18 protein-coding genes are annotated in these 17,281 nt (G+C 65.7%); 12 read left to right on the plus strand and 6 right to left on the minus strand.

Features of this window, described 5'->3' with window-relative positions:
- Positions 1–2: 2 nt before the first annotated feature.
- Positions 3–2,102 (minus strand): 3-hydroxyacyl-CoA dehydrogenase NAD-binding domain-containing protein, encoded by a 2,100-nt coding sequence (locus DB459_RS05060; protein WP_253711835.1) that lies wholly within the window; start codon positions 2,100–2,102, stop codon positions 3–5.
- A 251-nt stretch (positions 2,103–2,353) separates the two neighbouring features.
- Here DB459_RS05060 and DB459_RS05065 point away from each other — a divergent pair, with 251 nt between their 5' ends.
- From DB459_RS05065 to DB459_RS05090, 6 genes are all read left to right on the plus strand, one after another.
- Positions 2,354–3,259 carry an IclR family transcriptional regulator gene (locus DB459_RS05065; protein WP_253711836.1) on the plus strand — a complete coding sequence of 302 codons (906 nt, stop codon included), beginning with the start codon at positions 2,354–2,356 and terminating at the stop codon, positions 3,257–3,259.
- Positions 3,260–3,322: 63 nt separating this feature from the next.
- On the plus strand, positions 3,323–4,117 hold the full coding sequence (locus DB459_RS05070; RefSeq protein ID WP_253711837.1) for an ABC transporter ATP-binding protein: 795 nt from the start codon (positions 3,323–3,325) through the stop codon (positions 4,115–4,117).
- Complete coding sequence (locus tag DB459_RS05075) at positions 4,114–4,827, plus strand: ABC transporter ATP-binding protein (RefSeq protein WP_253711838.1); 714 nt, start codon at positions 4,114–4,116, stop codon at positions 4,825–4,827. The genes DB459_RS05070 and DB459_RS05075 overlap by 4 nt, the downstream gene beginning before the upstream one ends.
- 10 nt (positions 4,828–4,837) lie before the next feature.
- Positions 4,838–5,716 (plus strand): branched-chain amino acid ABC transporter permease, encoded by an 879-nt coding sequence (locus DB459_RS05080; RefSeq protein WP_253711839.1) that lies wholly within the window; start codon positions 4,838–4,840, stop codon positions 5,714–5,716.
- Between the two features lie 2 nt (positions 5,717–5,718).
- On the plus strand, positions 5,719–6,735 hold the full coding sequence (locus tag DB459_RS05085; protein ID WP_253711840.1) for a branched-chain amino acid ABC transporter permease: 1,017 nt from the start codon (positions 5,719–5,721) through the stop codon (positions 6,733–6,735).
- Positions 6,736–6,752: 17 nt separating this feature from the next.
- Positions 6,753–7,973 (plus strand): ABC transporter substrate-binding protein, encoded by a 1,221-nt coding sequence (locus tag DB459_RS05090; protein WP_253711841.1) that lies wholly within the window; start codon positions 6,753–6,755, stop codon positions 7,971–7,973.
- Between the two features lie 108 nt (positions 7,974–8,081).
- Here the strand turns inward: DB459_RS05090 and DB459_RS05095 are convergent, their stop codons facing one another.
- A complete protein-coding gene (locus DB459_RS05095; RefSeq protein WP_253711842.1) occupies positions 8,082–8,582 on the minus strand; it encodes a MarR family winged helix-turn-helix transcriptional regulator in 501 nt (166 codons plus the stop codon).
- Between the two features lie 194 nt (positions 8,583–8,776).
- Between DB459_RS05095 and DB459_RS05100 the strand changes: the two genes are divergently transcribed.
- The 4 genes from DB459_RS05100 (at position 8,777) to DB459_RS05115 (ending at position 13,036) form a co-directional block, all read left to right on the plus strand.
- Positions 8,777–9,817, plus strand: coding sequence for a branched-chain amino acid ABC transporter permease (locus DB459_RS05100; RefSeq protein WP_253711843.1), 1,041 nt, complete (start codon positions 8,777–8,779; stop codon positions 9,815–9,817).
- Positions 9,818–9,822: 5 nt separating this feature from the next.
- Positions 9,823–11,589: an ATP-binding cassette domain-containing protein gene (locus DB459_RS05105; RefSeq protein ID WP_253711844.1), complete on the plus strand. Its 1,767-nt coding sequence runs from the start codon at positions 9,823–9,825 to the stop codon at positions 11,587–11,589.
- Positions 11,586–12,317, plus strand: coding sequence for an ABC transporter ATP-binding protein (locus tag DB459_RS05110; RefSeq protein WP_253711845.1), 732 nt, complete (start codon positions 11,586–11,588; stop codon positions 12,315–12,317). Before DB459_RS05105 ends, DB459_RS05110 begins: the two co-directional genes overlap by 4 nt.
- A gap of 263 nt (positions 12,318–12,580) precedes the next feature.
- Positions 12,581–13,036 carry a DUF2975 domain-containing protein gene (locus DB459_RS05115; protein ID WP_253711846.1) on the plus strand — a complete coding sequence of 152 codons (456 nt, stop codon included), beginning with the start codon at positions 12,581–12,583 and terminating at the stop codon, positions 13,034–13,036.
- A 156-nt stretch (positions 13,037–13,192) separates the two neighbouring features.
- Here DB459_RS05115 and DB459_RS05120 read toward each other — a convergent pair whose 3' ends face one another.
- The 3 genes from DB459_RS05120 to DB459_RS05130 form a co-directional block, all read right to left on the minus strand.
- Entirely contained in the window at positions 13,193–13,885 is a 693-nt protein-coding gene (locus tag DB459_RS05120; RefSeq protein WP_253711847.1) for an outer membrane protein, read from the minus strand.
- A gap of 266 nt (positions 13,886–14,151) precedes the next feature.
- Positions 14,152–14,406, minus strand: coding sequence for a helix-turn-helix transcriptional regulator (locus DB459_RS05125; RefSeq protein WP_253711848.1), 255 nt, complete (start codon positions 14,404–14,406; stop codon positions 14,152–14,154).
- Between the two features lie 6 nt (positions 14,407–14,412).
- Entirely contained in the window at positions 14,413–14,982 is a 570-nt protein-coding gene (locus tag DB459_RS05130) for a DUF2975 domain-containing protein (protein ID WP_253711849.1), read from the minus strand.
- Here DB459_RS05130 and DB459_RS05135 point away from each other — a divergent pair.
- Together DB459_RS05135 and DB459_RS05140 are read left to right on the plus strand one after the other, a co-directional pair.
- Positions 14,969–15,226 (plus strand): hypothetical protein, encoded by a 258-nt coding sequence (locus DB459_RS05135; RefSeq protein WP_253711850.1) that lies wholly within the window; start codon positions 14,969–14,971, stop codon positions 15,224–15,226. The two genes, DB459_RS05130 and DB459_RS05135, sit on opposite strands and share 14 nt — an antisense overlap.
- Positions 15,227–15,490: 264 nt before the next feature.
- Positions 15,491–16,000 (plus strand): DUF2087 domain-containing protein, encoded by a 510-nt coding sequence (locus tag DB459_RS05140; protein ID WP_371926866.1) that lies wholly within the window; start codon positions 15,491–15,493, stop codon positions 15,998–16,000.
- A gap of 105 nt (positions 16,001–16,105) precedes the next feature.
- Here the strand turns inward: DB459_RS05140 and DB459_RS05145 are convergent, their stop codons facing one another.
- Positions 16,106–17,257, minus strand: a complete 1,152-nt coding sequence (locus tag DB459_RS05145; RefSeq protein WP_253711852.1) for an ABC transporter substrate-binding protein — start codon at positions 17,255–17,257, stop codon at positions 16,106–16,108.
- Positions 17,258–17,281: the final 24 nt, after the last annotated feature.

Raw genomic sequence — 17,281 nt, forward strand, 5'->3', positions numbered from 1 at the left:
GTTCAGGCCGCCTGCGCCGCGGCCTTGGCCCAGCCGGCGAAGGTCTCGCCCTTCTCCGCCAGCTCCTTGAGCAACGGCGCCGGCTCGAGCGAGGCGTCGCCGGTCTGTTTGGCGTGGAAGGCAAGGCGCTCGGCGATGTGCTTGAGCCCGACCTGATCGGCGTAATACATCGGACCGCCGCGATAGACCGGCCAGCCGTAGCCATAGAGCCAGATCACGTCGATGTCGCCCGGCCGGGCCGCGATCTTCTCGGCAAGGATGCGGGCACCCTCGTTGATCATCGGATAGACCATGCGCTCGAGGATCTCATCGTCGCTGATCGCCCGGCGCTGGATGCCGAGGCGGGCGCAGGTCTCCTCGATCAGCTTCTCGACCTCGGGATCCGGCAGCGGGGCGCGCGAGCCGCCTTCGTATTTGTAATAGCCCTTGGCGGTCTTCTGGCCGAAGCGTCCGGCCTCGCACAGCGCGTCGGCGATCTCGGACTTGATGCCGCGGTCCTTGCGCGAGCGCCAGCCGATATCGAGGCCGGCGAGGTCGCCCATGGCGAAGGGACCCATCGGCAGGCCGAATTTGGTGACCACGGCATCGACCTGCTGCGGCAGCGCGCCTTCGAACAGCAGCTTCTCGGCCTGCTTGCTGCGGGCCGCGAGCATGCGGTTGCCGACGAAGCCGTCGCACACGCCGACCACCGCCGGCACCTTGGCGATGCGCTTGGCCGTCGCCACCGCTGTGACCAGCACGTCCGGCGCGGTCTTCGCCGCCCGCACGATTTCGCACAGCTTCATGACATTGGCCGGGCTGAAGAAATGCATGCCGAGGACGTCCTGCGGACGCCTGGTGATGGCGGCGATGTCGTTGATGTTGAGGTAGGACGTATTGCTGGCCAGCACCGCACCCGGCTTGGCGTATTGGTCGAGCTTGGTGAAGACCTCCTTCTTGATCTCCATGGTCTCGAACACCGCCTCGATGACGAGGTCGGCGTCCTTGACGTGTTCGAGGCCGACGACGCCGTTGATCAGCGCCATACGCTTGGCCGGGGCATCCGCCGGAATGCCGCCACGCGCCGCGGTGGCCTCGTAGTTCTTCTGCATGATGCCGAGGCCGCGCTTGAGCTGCTCCTCGCCGGTCTCGATCAACGTGACGGGAATGCCGGCATTGGCGAACGACATGGCGATGCCGCCGCCCATGGTGCCGGCGCCGATGATGGCGACGCGCTCGACCTTGCGCGGCCTGGCGCCTTCCGGCACGCCGTCGATCTTGGCGGCCTCCCGCTCGGCGAAGAAGGCGTGGCGCTGCGCCCTGGACTGATCGCCGGCCACCAGCCGCAGGAAAGTCTCGCGCTCGCGCTTGAGGGCCTCGTCGAACGGCACGTCGAAGATCCAGCTCACCGCCTCGGCGCAGGCCAGTGGCGCCTCGAGGCCGCGGTTGCGCTTGTTGGCGGCAGCGGCGGCATTGGTGAAGATCGACCGGTCGGCCCTCGCCGCAGCGATCTTGGAATCGTCGTCGCGCAGGCGGCGCACGGGCCGTTTCTCGGCCAGCACCTTGCGGGCGAAGGCCTCGCCACCGGAGGCCGGACCTTCGATGACCTCCTCGATCAGGCCATGCTTGAGGGCTTCCGCCGCGCCGATCGGATCGCCGGTCACCACCATCTTGACCCCGAGTTCGGGGCCGACGGCGCGCGGCAGCCGCTGGGTGCCGCCGGCGCCGGGGATCAGCCCGAGCTTGACCTCGGGCAGACCGAGCCTGGCATCTTTGGTGGCGACGCGGAAATGGCAGCCGAGAGCGACCTCGAGGCCGCCGCCGAGCGCCGTGCCGTGGATCGCCGCGATCACCGGCTTGGGACAATTCTCGATCGCGGCGATGACCTCGCCGAGGAAGGGCTGCTTCGGCGGCTTGCCGAATTCGGTGATGTCGGCGCCGGCGATGAAGGTACGGCCGGCGCAGGTCAGCACGATGGCCTGCACCTGCGGATCGGCGCCGGCGGCCCTGACGGCGTCATAGATGCCACCACGCACCGCCGCGCTCAGCGCATTCACCGGCGGGCTGTCGACGGTGACGATGGCGATGACATCGTGACGCTCGACCCTGACCACTTCACTCACGCTGCTCTCCTTGACCGTTCTTGAATCCGCTCGCCGGAACGCGACGGCGACAGTCCCTCGGGCTGCAACCGTCTCGTCCGATCGGATCATCTCCCAGACGCCGAGCTCGAGTCGCCGATTTGCAGCGACCGACCCTTGGTGCACCATCATTCCGCATGTTTCGCACTGCGGAATTTAATTTCACACCTTGACAGGGAGGGTTATTTTGAAGAGCGTCCGTTGTCAACGAGGGAGCGCCACGGCAATCTTGAATGAAGCAGCCAGCGAAGAAAACAGCGACCGATCGCAACTTCGTCGTGGCGCTGTCGCGAGGCCTCGACGTGTTGCGGGCCTTCCGTCCCAATGACGGGCTGCTGGGCAACCAGGAGCTGGCGGCCCGCACCGGCCTGCCCAGGCCGACGATCTCGCGGCTGACCTACACCCTGACCAAACTCGGCTATCTGACCCCTGTTCCGCGCTTCGAAAAATACCAGCTGGCGCCGGCGGCGATGGCGCTGGGCTATTCGGCGCTCGCCAATCTCGGCATCCGCCACGTGTCCGATCCCTACCGCGACAAATTGATGCGGGAAACCGGCGGCGCGGTCGCGATCGGCGCACGTGATCGCCTCAGCATGATCTATTTCGGCCAGAGCCGCAGCGACCTCACGGTCGGCGTGCTGCTCGATGTCGGCTCGCGGATTCCGATCGCCACCACCGCGATGGGCCGTGCCTATCTCTGGGCGCTGCCGGAGGACGAGCGTACCGCGCTGCTCAGGGAAATCCGCGAAAATTCCGGCAGCCGCTGGCCAAAGGTGCGCGAGGGCATCGAGCGCGCCGGCGAGATGATCGCTCAGCACGGCTTCGCGATTTCGGCGGGCGAATGGCACAGCGACATCCACGCCGCAGGCGTCGCGCTGCAGCTCAATGATGGAACCGGGCCCTACGCATTCAACTGCGGTGCGCCGGCGTTCAAGTTTTCCGAGAAGCTGCTGATCGACGATATTGGCCCGCGACTGGTCGCGATGGTAAATAACATCGAAAAGGCCATGACCGGCAGACCGAGCGTCGGCAGCGTCGCCGCGCAAGACAGCAGCCGATCCAATCACCAAAACAACAACAATACCAAAAAACACAAATCAGGAGGAAAACTTGCTCGTTTGGTCGAGGGAACCGGCTAGCGGCGGCTGTCGCAGCCCCAGCGCGGCTTGGTGCGCCGGCGAGCGCGCGGGTACGAGCCGGACATGACGCAGGTCGAGACGCGGGGCTCCGCGCCCCTGCTCTCCGTGCGTGACGTCAGCGTCACGTTCGGAGGCATCGTCGCGCTCAACGGCGTGTCGTTCGAGATGCGCCATGGCCATATTCTCGGGCTGATCGGACCGAACGGCGCCGGCAAGACGACGCTGTTCAACTGCCTGAGCCGCCTTTACCAGCCGAGCCGCGGCGATATCCTGATGGACGGCCACACCATCCTGCGCCAGCAGCCGCATCGCATCGCCGACATCGGCATCGGCCGTACCTTCCAGAACGTCGCGCTGTTCCACAACATGTCGGTGCTGGACAATATCCGCGTCGGCGCCCACTCGCGCACGAAGAGCGACGCCGTCAGCGACATGCTCAAGCTGCCCTGGGTGCGCCGGGAGGAGCGGACGCTCGACCGCCGGGCCCGCGACATCGCCGCCTATCTCGACCTCACCGACGTCGCCGACCTCAAGGTGGCGGGGCTGCCCTTCGGCACGCAGAAGCGCGTCGAGCTCGGCCGGGCGCTGGCCGCCGAGCCGAAGATCCTGCTGCTCGACGAGCCGGCCGGCGGCCTCAATCACGAGGAAGTCCATGCGCTGGGCGACCTGATCCGCCGTATTCGCGACGAGCGCGGCGTCAGCGTTCTCCTGGTCGAACACCACATGGGCCTCGTGATGTCCATCGCCGACCATGTCGTCGCGCTCAATTTCGGCAAGAAGCTCGCGGAAGGAACGCCCGCCGCCGTGCAGTCCGACCCCGACGTGATCAAGGCCTATCTGGGGAGCAAGGACCAATGACGGCGCTGCTCGAGATCGAGAATCTGCGGGCCTATTACGGCCAGGTGCAGGCGCTGCACGGGCTGCAGTTCAGCCTCGACGAAGGCACCGTCACCACCCTGCTCGGGGCCAACGGCGCCGGCAAGACGACGACGCTGCGCGCCATCTGCAACATGATCCGCTCCACCGGCGCGATCCGCTTCGACGGCAAGCCGCTCGCCGGAAAATCCACCGAGAACATCGTCAAGCTCGGCATCGCCCATGTGCCGCAGGGCCGCGGCACCTTCACGAGCATGACCGTCGAGGAGAACCTGCAGCTCGGCGCCATCACCCGCGGCGACCGCAAGGGCATCGCCGCCGATATCGAACGCATGTACGGCCATTTTCCCAAGCTGAAGGAGCGCGCCAATCAGCAGGCCGGCACGCTATCCGGCGGCGAGCAGCAGATGCTGGCGGTCGCCCGGGCGCTGATGCTGCGGCCGCGGCTGATGCTGCTCGACGAGCCATCTTTCGGCCTCGCGCCGCTGGTGGTGCGCGACCTGTTCGCCATCCTCGGCCGCGTCAACCGCGAGGAGAGGGTCTCGATCCTGGTGGTCGAGCAGAACGCGCAGCTCGCGCTCGAGATCGCCAAGCAGGCCTATGTCATCGAGACCGGACGAATCGTGATGGCGGGCGACGCCCGCGAAGTCGCCGACAACGAAGACATCCGCAGATCCTATCTGGGCTATTGAGGGCACGGCCATGGAACTCCTGATCAACCAGATCCTGGCCGGCATCGCCACGGGCGCCATCTATGCCTGCATGGCACTCGCGGTGGTGATGATCTACCAGGCGATCGACCAACTCAATTTCGCGCAGGGCGAGATGGCGATGTTCTCCACCTTCGTCGCCTGGCAGCTCATCCAGTGGGGCGTGCCATACTGGGCGGCGTTCGCGCTGACCCTGGTGATCTCCTTCGCCGGCGGCATCGTCATCGAGCGAACGCTATTCAAGCCGCTCGCCAATGCGCCGATCCTGACCCACGTCGCCGGATTCATCGCGCTGTTCGCCGTCATCAACAGCGTCGCCGGCCTGACCTGGGATTTCACCATCAAGCAGTTCCCCTCACCGTTCGGATCGAAGCCGTTCCTCGGCAGCCAGCTGATCTCGACCCACCAGGCCGGTATGATCGGCGTCACCGTGGTGCTGCTGGTGCTGCTCTATCTGTTCTTCCGCTACACCCGGATCGGCCTCGCCATGCGCGCAGCCGCCTCGCTGCCGGAATCGGCCCGCCTCGTCGGCATCAATGTCGGCTGGATGATCGCGCTGGGCTGGGGCATGGCCAGCGCAATCGGCGCCATCGCCGGCATGCTGATCGCGCCGATCGTCTTCCTCGAGCCGAACATGATGGGCGGCGTGCTGCTCTACGGCTTCGCTTCCGCCGTGCTCGGCGGCCTCACCAGTCCGTTCGGCGCGGTGATCGGCGGCTTCCTCGTCGGCATCTTCGAGAATCTGGTCGGCACCTACATCCCCGGTGTCGGCAACGAACTCAAGCTGCCGATCGCGCTGGCGCTGATCGTGACCGTCCTTGTCGTCAAGCCCAACGGCCTGTTCGGCCGCCGTGTCATCCAGCGAGTGTGACCATGAGCACCGTTCAGGAAACCGTCTCCGCGCCGGCCGCCGTCGAGGTGCCGGGCAAGAAGTCGATGACGATGGGGCGCGTCGCCTCTCTGGTGATGCTGGCGCTGATGCTCGCCGCCCCGCTGTTCGTCAAGAATTTCATCATCTTCCAGATGACGATGCTGCTGGTTTACGCGGTGGCGATCGTCGCGCTCAACCTGCTCACGGGCGGCAGCGGCCAGTTCTCGCTCGGCCAGAGCGCGTTCTACGCGTTCGGCGCCTACACCTCGGCGATCCTGATGGAGATCTACGGGGTCAATTACGTGCTGACCCTGCCGGTGGCCGGCCTCGCCTGCTTCGTGTTCGGTTTTCTGTTCGGACTGCCGGCGCTGCGGCTGTCGGGCGTTTATCTCGCGCTCGCGACCTTCGCGCTCGCCACCGCCATGCCCCAGCTCGTCAAGCTCGGTATCTTCGAGCCCTGGACCGGCGGCGTGCAGGGCCTCGTCGTCACCAAGCCGGACGCGCCTTTCGGCCTGCCGATGTCCCAGGACATGTGGCTCTATTATTTCACGCTGGCGGTCGCGCTGCTGATCTATGCCGCCTCGGTCAACCTGCTCAATTCGCGCACCGGCCGGGCGATGATGGCGATCCGCGACAACCAGATCGCCGCCTCGGCGCTGGGCGTCAATCTCGCGCTCTACAAGACGCTGGCCTTCGGCATCAGCGCCGCCTTCACCGGCATCGCCGGCGCGCTCGGCGCCATCGTCGTGCAGTTCGTGGCGCCCGATGGCTACACCATCCAGCTCGCGATCGCGATCTTCCTCGGCATGGTGGTCGGCGGCGTCGGCTGGCTGCCCGGATCACTGGCCGGCTCCGCCTTCATCGTCTTCGTGCCGAACATCGCCGAAGGCATCTCCAAGGGACTGTCCGGCGCGGTGTTCGGCGTGCTGTTGATCATCGTCATCTTCGTCGTGCCGCACGGCGCGAGGCAGGTCGCCGTCGCAGGCGAAAATCTCATCAAGAAAATTTTCAAGATCTAGGAAGGGGACACTTCACCATGACGACTTCGAAAGTGCTCGGCCTGGCGGCCGCTCTCTCGGCCCTGCTGGTCACGAGCGGCACGGCCCTCGCCCAGAAGAAATACGACACCGGGGCGAGCGACACCGAGATCAAGATCGGCAACATCATGCCCTACAGCGGCCCGGCCTCGGCCTATGGCGTCATCGGCAAGGTCGAAGCCGCCTATTTCAACATGATCAACGAGCAGGGCGGCATCAACGGCCGCAAGATCAACTTCGTCACCTATGACGACGGCTACAGCCCGCCGAAGGCGGTGGAGCAGGCGCGCAAGCTGGTCGAGAGCGACGAGGTCCTGTTCGTCTTCAGCCCGCTCGGCACGGCGTCGAACTCGGCCGTCCAGAAGTACATGAACGCCAAGAAGGTGCCGCAGCTGTTCGTCGCCACCGGCGCCACCAAGTTCGGCGAATACAAGAGCTTTCCCTGGACCATGGGCTGGCAGCCGCCGTACCAGAGCGAAGGCCGCAGCTACGCCAAGTATCTCCTGAGCGCCAAGCCGGAGGCCAAGATCGCGGTGCTCTACCAGAACGACGATTTCGGCAAGGACCTGCTCAAGGGCTTCAAGGACGGCCTCGGCGACAAGGCCGCGCTGATCGTCGCCGAAGAGAGCTACGAGGTCTCCGAGCCGACCATCGAGTCGCACATCGTCAAGCTGAAGGCGACCGGCGCCGACACCTTCGTCAGCATCACCACGCCGAAATTCGCCGCCCAGGCGATCAAGAAGGTCGCCGAAGTCGCCTGGAAGCCGATGTACTTCCAGAGCAATGTCGGCGCCTCGGTGGGCAGCGTGCTCAAGCCTGCCGGATTCGACAATTCCCAGGGGCTCCTCTCGGCGGCCTACGCCAAGGACGGCGCCGACGCGCAGTGGGACAACGACGAGGGCATGAAGAAATTCTATGCCTTTCTCGCCAAATACGCGCCGGATGCCAGCCGGATCGACGCCTCGGTGGTCTACGGCTATGGCATCGCCCAGACGGTCGAGCAGGTGCTGAGGCAGGCCGGCGACGACCTGACCCGCGCCAATGTCATGAAGCAGGCGGCCAACCTGAAAGATGTGTCGCTCGACACGCTGCTGCCGGGCGTCAAGGTCAACACCAGCGCGACCGACTTCTATCCGATCGAGCAGTTGCAGATGATCCAGTTCAAGGGCGAGAAGTGGGATCGCTTCGGCCCGGTGATCAGCGGTGAAGTCGGCCGCTGACGGGTTCCGGCGTCGTCCGGGTGACGCGATCGCGATCAAGGCTCCTGCTTCGGCGGGAGCCTTTTTTCTGCTGCCATTTACTGCAGACGTGAAGCAGCCGGGCGTCTGCTAAAATGCCGCCAGCTTGTCGAGGATCTTCAGCAGCGCCGCGCAGTCGGCCTCGCCGAGCAGCGCCTTGAGCCGGGCCTCGTGCTTGGTGGCAACGAGGCGCTTGGCGCGGGCGAGAATGGCGCGACCTTTGTCGGTCAGCATCACCATGTGGGAGCGTCGATCCTGGTTGGACCGCACCCGCTCGCACAGATCGCGGCTCTCGAGTGCATCGAGCATCGAGACGAAATTCGGCCGCTGGATGCCGAGCGCCGAGGCGATCTCGGTCTGGTTTCGACCGGGATTGTGCTCGAGCAGGACGAGTACGGAGAACTGGGCCGGGGTCAGCTGGAGCGAGGCGACACAGCGGATGAAATCCTCGAATACCCGCAGCTGCGCCCGCTTGAAGCGGTAGCCGATCAGCTCGGAGAGTTCGCCGAATTGCAGCGGCGCCGGCTCGTTCGCCTCTTTGGCCGGCGCTGCCAAAGATTTGGCGGCACGCGCCGATCTCGACCCGGTCATGATCCCTCCCGATCCATCCGTGGCGCAGCGCCGCGATCCGGCGTTCACCCAGAAAGCGCTCTCGCCTAAGGTGGCCGGCGGAAGCGGCTTGAGATTATAGTCGATAATTGTTATGAACCATATCAAATAGCCGCGGCGGATTTCAACCGCCTGCATCGGCCGGCCGTCTGGCGCCGTGGAGGGGAAACGCGATCTTGGACACCACAATCCTGCTGTTCCTCGCCCAGGACGGCATCACCAACGGCGCAGTCTACGCCCTGCTCGGTTTCGGGCTGGTGCTGGTCTTTGCCGTCACCCGTGTGATCCTGATCCCGCAGGGCGAATTCATCACCTTCGGCGCCCTGACCTATGCCGCGCTGTCCGCCGGCAAGGCACCCGGTACCGCGCGCCTGGCTCTCGCCCTCGGCGTCGTCGCCTTCTGCATGGACGTCTTCGTCGCCCGCCGCCATTTCTCCGCGCGTCGGCTGATGCGCTCGGCGGCGCTCAATCTGCTGTTGCCCGCCGTCATCCTCACGGTGGCGCTCGCGGTCGCCGGCCGCGTCAACAGCGTACCGCTGAATTTCCTGCTTTCGCTGGTGATCGTCGCTCCGATCGGACTCTATCTCTACCGCATCGCTTTCCAGCCGATCGCCCACGCCTCGGTGCTGGTGCTGCTGATCGCCTCGGTCGGCGTCCATCTCGCCATGCAGGGGCTCGGACTGATCTTCTTCGGCGCCGAAGGGCTGCGCGCGCCGCCGATTTCCGACGCGGCTTTCTCCCTCGGGCCGCTGCGCATCACCGGGCAGAACCTCGCGGTCTATGGCATCGCCATCGCCCTCATCGTCGGACTGTGGCTGTTCTTCGGCCACACGCTCTACGGCAAGGCGCTGCGCGCCACCGCGGTGAACCGGCTGGGCGCCCGCCTCGTCGGCATCCGCACCACATTGTCGGGCCAGATTGCCTTCCTGCTCGCCGCCGTGATCGGCGCGATCTCCGGCATCCTCATCGTGCCGATGACCACGATCTATTACGACAGCGGCTTCCTGATCGGGCTCAAGGGCTTCGTCGCGGCGATCATCGGCGGCCTCGCCAGCTATCCGCTGACCGCAGCGGCCGCGGTGGTGGTCGGCATCGTCGAGGCGCTCTCGTCGTTCTACGCCAGCAACTACAAGGAGGTCATCGTCTTCACGCTGATCATTCCGGTGCTCCTCGTCCGTTCGCTGGCCGCGCCCGCGGTCGAAGAAGACAAGGACTGACCGCCATGACCCAACGTTGGCCGATTGCCCTGTTCGCGCTGGTGATGGCGGCGCTGCCGCTGATCCCCGGCATGCCGCCGTTCTGGATCGTTCTGCTCGACAATATCGGTCTCGCCGCCCTGGTGGCGATGGGACTGGTGCTGCTGACCGGCGTCGGCGGCCTCACCTCATTCGGCCAAGCCGCCTTCTGCGGCTTCGGCGCCTACACCACTGCGGTGCTGACCACGGCCTATGGCCTGTCGCCCTGGCTGACGCTGCCGGCCTCGCTGCTGGTCAGCGGCCTCGCCGCCGTGCTGCTCGGCCTGATCACCGTGCGGCTGTCGGGCCATTACCTGCCGCTCGGCACCATCGCCTGGGGCCTCAGCCTCTATTATCTCTTCAGCAAGCTCGAATTCCTCGGTCGCAACGACGGCATCTCGAGCATTCCGCCGCTCGCCGTCGGACCATGGCAGATGATCAGCGAAGGGCGGATCTATTACGCGATCTGGGCGGGTGTCATCATCTCCGGCATTCTCACGCTCAATCTCCTCGACTCCCGCACCGGCCGCGCCATCCGGGCGCTGCGCCGCGGCCATATCGCCGCCGAGTCCTTCGGCGTGCAGACCGCCCGCGCCAAGCTCCTGGTCTTCATCTATGCCGCGGTGCTCGCCGGCCTGTCCGGCTGGCTCTATGCCCACTTCCTGCGGACGGTGAATCCGACGCCGTTCGGCGCCCAGTCCGGCATGGAATATCTCTTCATCGCCGTGGTCGGCGGCGCCGGCTATGTCTGGGGCGCGGTGCTCGGCGCCGGCATCGTCGTGGTGCTGAAGGAAATCCTGCAGAGCTACCTGCCCTTCATCTTCAGCGAGGGCCAGCCCGAGATCGTCGTTTTCGGCGTTCTGCTCGTGGTGCTGCTGCAGGTCGCTCCGAGCGGCGTATGGCCGCGCCTCGCGGCGTTCTGGCCGTTCGATCGGCCCCAGCGCAAGCCCGCGGCGGCGCCCGCGCTGCCGCCGCGCTCGCGCTCCGCGGCCGGCGCCGCGACGCTGCTCACGGTCGATGGCGCCCGCAAGCAGTTCGGTGGCGTCACCGCCGTCAACAACGTGTCATTCGAAGTCGCCACGCAGCAGATCGTCGCGCTGATCGGCCCCAACGGCGCCGGCAAGAGCACGACCTTCAACCTGATCACCGGCGTGCTGAGCGCCACCGCCGGCAACATCGCCCTGCTTGGCCAGCAGATCGCCGGCGCGACGCCCCAGGACATCGTCCGTCGCGGCGTTGCCCGCACCTTCCAGCACGTCAAGCTGGTGCCGGACATGACCGTGCTCGAGAACGTCGCGATCGGCACCCATCTGCGCGGCCATGCCGGCGCGATCGCCAGCATGTTGCGGCTCGATCGCGCCGACGAGGCCAAGCTGCTCGCCGAAGCGGCGCGGCAGATCGAGCGGGTCGGCCTCGGAGCCCAGATGCATCATCTCGCCGGCAGCCTCGCGCTCGGTCAGCAGCGCATCGTCGAGATCGCCCGGGCGCTCTGCGCCGATCCGATCCTGCTGCTGCTCGACGAACCCGCCGCCGGCCTGCGCCACAAGGAAAAGCAGCAGCTCGCCGCGCTGCTGCGCCAGCTTCGCGGCGAGGGCATGTCGGTGCTGCTGGTCGAACACGACATGGGTTTCGTCATGAATCTCGCCGACCGCATCGTGGTGCTCGATTTCGGCACCAAGATCGCCGAGGGCCTGCCCGCGGAGATCAAGAGCGATCCCGAGGTGATCCGGGCCTATCTCGGAGGTGTGGCATGAGCGACAAGCTGCTTTCGGTCGATGACGTTTCCGTCTCCTACGGCAAGGTCGAGGCGGTCCGCTCGGTTTCGCTCGACGTCGGCGCCGGCGAGATCGTCACCATCGTCGGCGCCAATGGCGCCGGCAAGACCACGCTGCTCAACGCCGTGATGGGCGTGCTGCCGCTCAAGGGCCGCGTCAGCTTCGATGGCCGCGACCTCGGCGGTTTCGATATCGAGGACCGCGTCAGCGCCGGCCTGTCGCTGGTGCCGGAGCATCGCGAATTGTTCGCCACCATGACGGTTGAGGAGAATCTCCAGCTCGGCGCCTTCCGCGTCGGCTCAGCCGGCGCCGGCGCGGCCGCCGAGCGGGTCTATGGGTTGTTTCCGCGGCTCAAGGAGCGGCGGCCGCAGCTCGCCGGCACACTCTCGGGCGGCGAGCAGCAGATGCTGGCCATGGGGCGCGCCCTGATGGGCCAGCCCAAGCTGCTGATGCTGGACGAACCGAGCCTCGGTCTCGCACCGCGCATCGTCGCCGACATCTTCACCATCATCGGCGACCTGCGCAAAGCCGGGGTCGCGGTGCTGCTGGTCGAGCAGAACGCCCAGGCGGCGCTGCGCATCGCCGACCGCGCCTATGTCATGGAGCTCGGCGAATTCGTGCTCGACGGCGCCGCCGGCGCCATCGCCGAGGATCCCCGCGTGGTGGCGAGCTATCTCGGCTTCCAGCACGAAGGCGTGGAGGCCTGAGCCGTCGCCGCGCGGGCGCGGCTCAGCTGCAATCAGTCGAGGGATCGCTGGCGCGGGGCGGCGCGTCAGGAACCGTGGTGCAGCCGTTCTCGCCGCCGTAATCCTGCCTGCTTCGAGTTATTTTATTGTACTGCGATAAAATAATATCGAAAGGCTTACGTATGTCTGCACACTACGGCACTTGGCTGTCGACCGCCCGCAGCCGACGGATGCGGAGGATCGCTGTCGGCGCGCGCTGGCTCGCAGCTGCCGGCTTGGCCCTGATGGCGGTCCGCGACGTCTACCTCGTCTTTGATACCGAGGCGCTTCTGCTGGCGCTCGCCCTGCCCGACCGATCGCTGCTCACCGCCGACCAGGGCGCGATCATCATGGCCTGGGCGCTTAGCTCGATTCCCACTTGCATCTTGATGGCCGGCCTTTGGTTCGCACGCAGGCTGTTCGTACGTTACGCGCAGGGCGAGACATTCGATCCGGATGTGCCCGAGCGGCTCGGAGCGCTGGGCCTGCTCGCGATGGTCGGTGCCGCCGCAGGTGTCGTCGTTCGAAGCCTTGCCAGCCTCGTGCTCAGCCTCGGGACGCCGGCCGGGGAGCCGCATCTGGCGATCGGCATCGCTTCCCACGAGATCGCTGCGCTGATCATCGGACTGCTGCTCGCCGCCTTCGCCCTGGTGACGCACGATGCGCTGCGACTCGAAGAGGGCAGCACGGTCGTCCTCTGAGCCTTGAAGCGCGATAGCTTCAGATCTGATCGCCATCGCGCTCCAGCTTGTTGATGGAGCATCATCCTTTTTGGATAACCGGTATCCACTTTTCCGGATCATGCTCTTGGCCCGCGCCGCGGCCGTCTGCCATCGCGCGGGCTTCGATCAGCACACTCATTCCTGGGCTGGAAAGTGGAAATTGACGCCCGCTTTCAGCAGATGGCCGGACAGATTGCGGTTGGCGAGGGGCTGCAGGCGATCGCCTTCGGGCATCTTGCCAAGGAGCAGGTAATCGTATTCCGCCATGATCGAGACCCGGTCGCTCAATGCATATTCGACGCCGGCGCCGAACAACCCACCCAATTGCAGGACGTGGCCACTGGACGAACCGGTGGGCCGGTCGATATGCCTGACGGCCAGTCCGGCGGTGGCGAAGGGCAGCCAGCGGCCGAGAGCAACGCCGTAGCGCAGCTTGGCGGCGCCGAGCCATTGCGCGCCGACGGCGGTGGCGGCATCGCCGGGTCGCGACGAGGGACGCGAGAGATAGCTGCCGTCCAGCTCGACCCCGAACACCGCCGAGGCCGCGCTGCCGCCGACCTGATAGTTGTAGCCCACCTGGGCGCCGCCGAGGAAACTGCCGCGCCCCGCGGCGCTGTTGGCGCCGTTCAACAGGTAGCCGCCGTGTAAGCCGCCGTAGCCGCCGGTCCAGTCGAACCCGGCACTCGGCAGCCCAGCTGCAGGCGCGTAGTGCATCGGCGCGATCGGCTCCGCCGCCGCCGCGCTGCCGGCGACTGCGATCGTGGCCAAGGCAGTGAGCGCGAAGCGGCGCAGACGGAACGGATGTGTTCTGAACTCGATGTAGGGCATGGGGCTCTTTCAGTTGAGGAGGAGGATAGGCCGCTTCGGACAGGCGTCGACGATCGGCCGCCGGCCGTTGCGGTGGTGGACGGGAGATGACGGAGGACGAGGGAGTTAGAAGGAGATCGATTTAGAAGATAAAGCTACACAATTTAAGATAGAAAATTCGGACAAGCCGGTACTCACCTTTCAAGATCACGCTATGGTGGTGATGAAGCGACGTTTGCTTCGACAGCCTGCGTCCCAGATGGCCGCTAACGTCGGATCCGCTCGGCTCAGGCAGAGTTTTTCAACGGCGTGCGCGCATGCAGCAAGCCGTCCGCCGTGTCAGGCGCATATTCGAGGATGTCGCCCGGCTGACAATCGAGCACCTCACAGATGCGCTCCAGCGTCTCGAAACGGATGCCGCGAACCTTGCCGGATTTCAGCAGCGACACATTGGCTTCGGTCAGCTGAATGCGGGCCGCCAGTTCGCGCGACCGCATCTTGCGCTTGGCCAGCATGACATCGAGATTGACGATGATCGGCATCGGGCCTCACACAAATTCGCTGTTTTCGGTGGAGAGGCGGACAGCTTCACGCATGATGCGGGCGAAGGCAATCAGCGCGATGCCGGCAAGCACGGTGAGAAGCTGCGCCAATTCGAACTCGAAACCGATCATCCTCAGATCCGGCGGATTGCTGCGCGTCAGGTTGAAGGTCGTGAGGATCTGGAGAAACGGCGATAGCGCGGTCTTGGCGATCAGCGCCCAGCCGATGCGGCCGATGCGCCCGGCATTGTCGTGCTCGAATACGCGGCCGCGCGCGAAGGCCGCAAACAATTTCGCCAGCTCGACCAGCGCGTACAGGACGGGGGCAGCGCCCAGCAAGCTGATCAATGCGCCGCCAATCCGGGTATCGAAGCGGACGGTGATCGGACGCGTGCCGAGCGGGCCCTGCCAGGCGAGCCAGCGCTGGATCAATTGATCGCTCGACCAGACGAGGGGAATGCTGAGCAGGACAGCGGCGGCCGACAGCAGCGAGCCGATCGCCACGACGCGACCGATCCGCCGCAGGCGCGTATTGGTTGGCATGGGCGCCGGCAGGGCCAGCATGACGACGTTCATCACGGTCTCCGTTCTGCAATATCGAATATTTTTATTGTTTTACGATAAAATATGGCCGGATTGTGACGTCTTGCTGATGCTGCGTGTGTCCATCGCAGGGCGCGAGAGAACCCGCAAAACGGATCGCAGCGTCGGACAATCGTTTGATTGCCAACGCCAAATGCTACGGACCAAGCCTTCGCGCGATGCGGCCGACGCGCCGGCGATGGGTGGCTCGCTTGCAACAAGTTCAAGCCGTTGGTAATAAGGCCGCCCGGTCGGCAGTTCACCGAGGCACCACCGCCCCTTCCGAGGGGAGCTAAACCTGCTTTCAGTCGAGATCCGACGTACGATACGCGTGCATCGCCGTTCTTCTGCGGCGAGATGCCGCGACAACTCGATGACGTGCTCATCGCAAGCCGGTGGTCCTCGACGCTTCTCTTGGCGAATGGCACGTCGTTGAGGACGATCCATGTCGAGACATCTCATTCCCTTCACCGTGGGTGACACCTCCGCACTCGCGCGCTCATTGCGGGCGCAGCTCGCCGGTCGCGAGGCGCAGCCCAGCCATGTTGAGCTGCTCAATATTCTCGCTCGCGCCGCTGGCTTCCGAAACTTCCAACACTTTCGCGCTTCGCACGAGGCGGAAGGCCGCCTGCAATCAGACCGCCCCGCACCCGCACCAATCGACCATACCAGGATCGAGCGGATGCTTCGGTGCTTCGATCCGCAATCGCGCCTGGTCCGCTGGCCGGCACGACGCAGCGATCAGGACGGCTGTCTCTGGGTGCTGTGGTCCGGCTTTGCGGCAGGGCAGAGCTTTACGGAGCGGCAGATCAACGCTTCCTTGAGGGAGCGCCATCTGTTCGGCGATCATGCGCTGCTGCGCCGCGCACTGATCGGCCACGGGCTGATGACACGGAAACCCGACGGCAGCGACTACCGCCGCGTCGAACACAAGCCTCCGGCCGAAGCCCTGACGCTGATCCGGGCTCTTGCCTCCCGTCGGCCAGCCCGAACGCTTGCGATCCGGAACTGACGGGACAGCCATCCCTGCTTCACGCTGGGTTCAGGAGAAACAAAACGGGGCGCCTTGCGGGCGCCCCGGTCGAACGGGCGATGATGGGCCGACGATAGCGGCGGCTTACTTCACCACCTCGTATTTACCGTCCTTCACCGTCAGCAGGATGCGCGAACGGTCGTCGAGGCCGTAGCGATCCTTTTCGGTGAAGTTGTAGACGCCCTGGCTTGCCGCCAGTTCCTTCTCGCCGAGCAGCGCCTTGCGGATCGCCTCGCGGAATTCCGGCGTGCCGGGCTTGGCCTCCTTCAGCGCCACCGGGATGACGCGCTTGAGCACCTCGAAAGCGTCGTAGGAATGGGCGGCGAACTGGCTGCGGCTATGGGGTCCATATTTCGCCTCATAGGCGGCGTTGAGGGCGAGGCCCGGCTTCTTGGTCAGCGCACTGTCCGGCTGGCCTTCCGGCGACATCACCGGGCCCGAGGCCATCAGCACGCCTTCCGCGGCCTTGCCGGCGATGCGGATGAAATCCATGCTGGCGGCGCCGTGGGTCTGATAGATCAGGCCCTTGTAGCCACGCTCGCGCAGCGCGATCTGCGGCAGCGCCGCGGCGGTGCCGGAGGCGCCGACCAGGACCGCGTCCGGATTGGCCGCCACCAGCTTGAGCACCTGGCCGGCGACGGAGGTGTCGGGCCGGGCATAGCGCTCGTCGGCGACGATCTGCAGCCCCATCAGCCCGCCCTGGGCCTTGAGGTCGTTCATCCACAGATCGCCGTAGGAATCGGAATAGCCGATGAAGCCGACCGTCTTCACGTTGTGCTTCTTCATGTGGTCATAGAGCACCTTGCCCATGATCGGGATCGGCTGCGGCATATCGACCGACCACTTCTCGCGCGCCGGCGTGAACGGCATCGGCGCAAGCCCGAAATGCGGCACCCCGGCCTCGTTGGCGACGGTGGAGACGGCGATCGTCGGCGGCGTCGTTGCCGAGCCCATGATGATGTCCGCCTTGGCCTCGGTGACGAAGCGGCGGGCATTGGTGGTGGCGGTGGTCGGGTCGCCGGCGTCGTCGAGCACGATGACGCGCAGCTTGACGCCGCCGATCTCGGTGGGGACGAATTCGAGCGCATTACGCTCCGGAATACCGAGCGCCGCGGCCGGGCCGGTGGTCGAGGTGGTGATGCCGATCACGATCTCGTTGCTCTGGGCGGCGGCCGGCGCGACCAGCGCCGGCAGAACGGCAAGAGCCGCCACCGTGGCGAATAGCACTTTCTTCATTATCGTTATCCTCCCTGCTAGGTG

The organism is Bradyrhizobium sp. WD16, from assembly GCF_024181725.1.
Lineage (GTDB): Bacteria > Pseudomonadota > Alphaproteobacteria > Rhizobiales > Xanthobacteraceae > Bradyrhizobium_A.

Coding starts and splice junctions, on each gene's coding strand:
- DB459_RS05065 (WP_253711836.1), top strand. CDS start 2,354: ATGAAGCAGCCAGCGAAGAAAACAGCGACCGATCGCAACTTCGTCGTG.
- DB459_RS05070 (WP_253711837.1), top strand. CDS start 3,323: ATGACGCAGGTCGAGACGCGGGGCTCCGCGCCCCTGCTCTCCGTGCGT.
- DB459_RS05075 (WP_253711838.1), top strand. CDS start 4,114: ATGACGGCGCTGCTCGAGATCGAGAATCTGCGGGCCTATTACGGCCAG.
- DB459_RS05080 (WP_253711839.1), top strand. CDS start 4,838: ATGGAACTCCTGATCAACCAGATCCTGGCCGGCATCGCCACGGGCGCC.
- DB459_RS05085 (WP_253711840.1), top strand. CDS start 5,719: ATGAGCACCGTTCAGGAAACCGTCTCCGCGCCGGCCGCCGTCGAGGTG.
- DB459_RS05090 (WP_253711841.1), top strand. CDS start 6,753: ATGACGACTTCGAAAGTGCTCGGCCTGGCGGCCGCTCTCTCGGCCCTG.
- DB459_RS05095 (WP_253711842.1), bottom strand. CDS start 8,582: ATGACCGGGTCGAGATCGGCGCGTGCCGCCAAATCTTTGGCAGCGCCG.
- DB459_RS05105 (WP_253711844.1), top strand. CDS start 9,823: ATGACCCAACGTTGGCCGATTGCCCTGTTCGCGCTGGTGATGGCGGCG.
- DB459_RS05110 (WP_253711845.1), top strand. CDS start 11,586: ATGAGCGACAAGCTGCTTTCGGTCGATGACGTTTCCGTCTCCTACGGC.
- DB459_RS05115 (WP_253711846.1), top strand. CDS start 12,581: ATGGCGGTCCGCGACGTCTACCTCGTCTTTGATACCGAGGCGCTTCTG.
- DB459_RS05120 (WP_253711847.1), bottom strand. CDS start 13,885: ATGCCCTACATCGAGTTCAGAACACATCCGTTCCGTCTGCGCCGCTTC.
- DB459_RS05125 (WP_253711848.1), bottom strand. CDS start 14,406: ATGCCGATCATCGTCAATCTCGATGTCATGCTGGCCAAGCGCAAGATG.
- DB459_RS05135 (WP_253711850.1), top strand. CDS start 14,969: ATGACGACGTTCATCACGGTCTCCGTTCTGCAATATCGAATATTTTTA.
- DB459_RS05130 (WP_253711849.1), bottom strand. CDS start 14,982: ATGAACGTCGTCATGCTGGCCCTGCCGGCGCCCATGCCAACCAATACG.
- DB459_RS05145 (WP_253711852.1), bottom strand. CDS start 17,257: ATGAAGAAAGTGCTATTCGCCACGGTGGCGGCTCTTGCCGTTCTGCCG.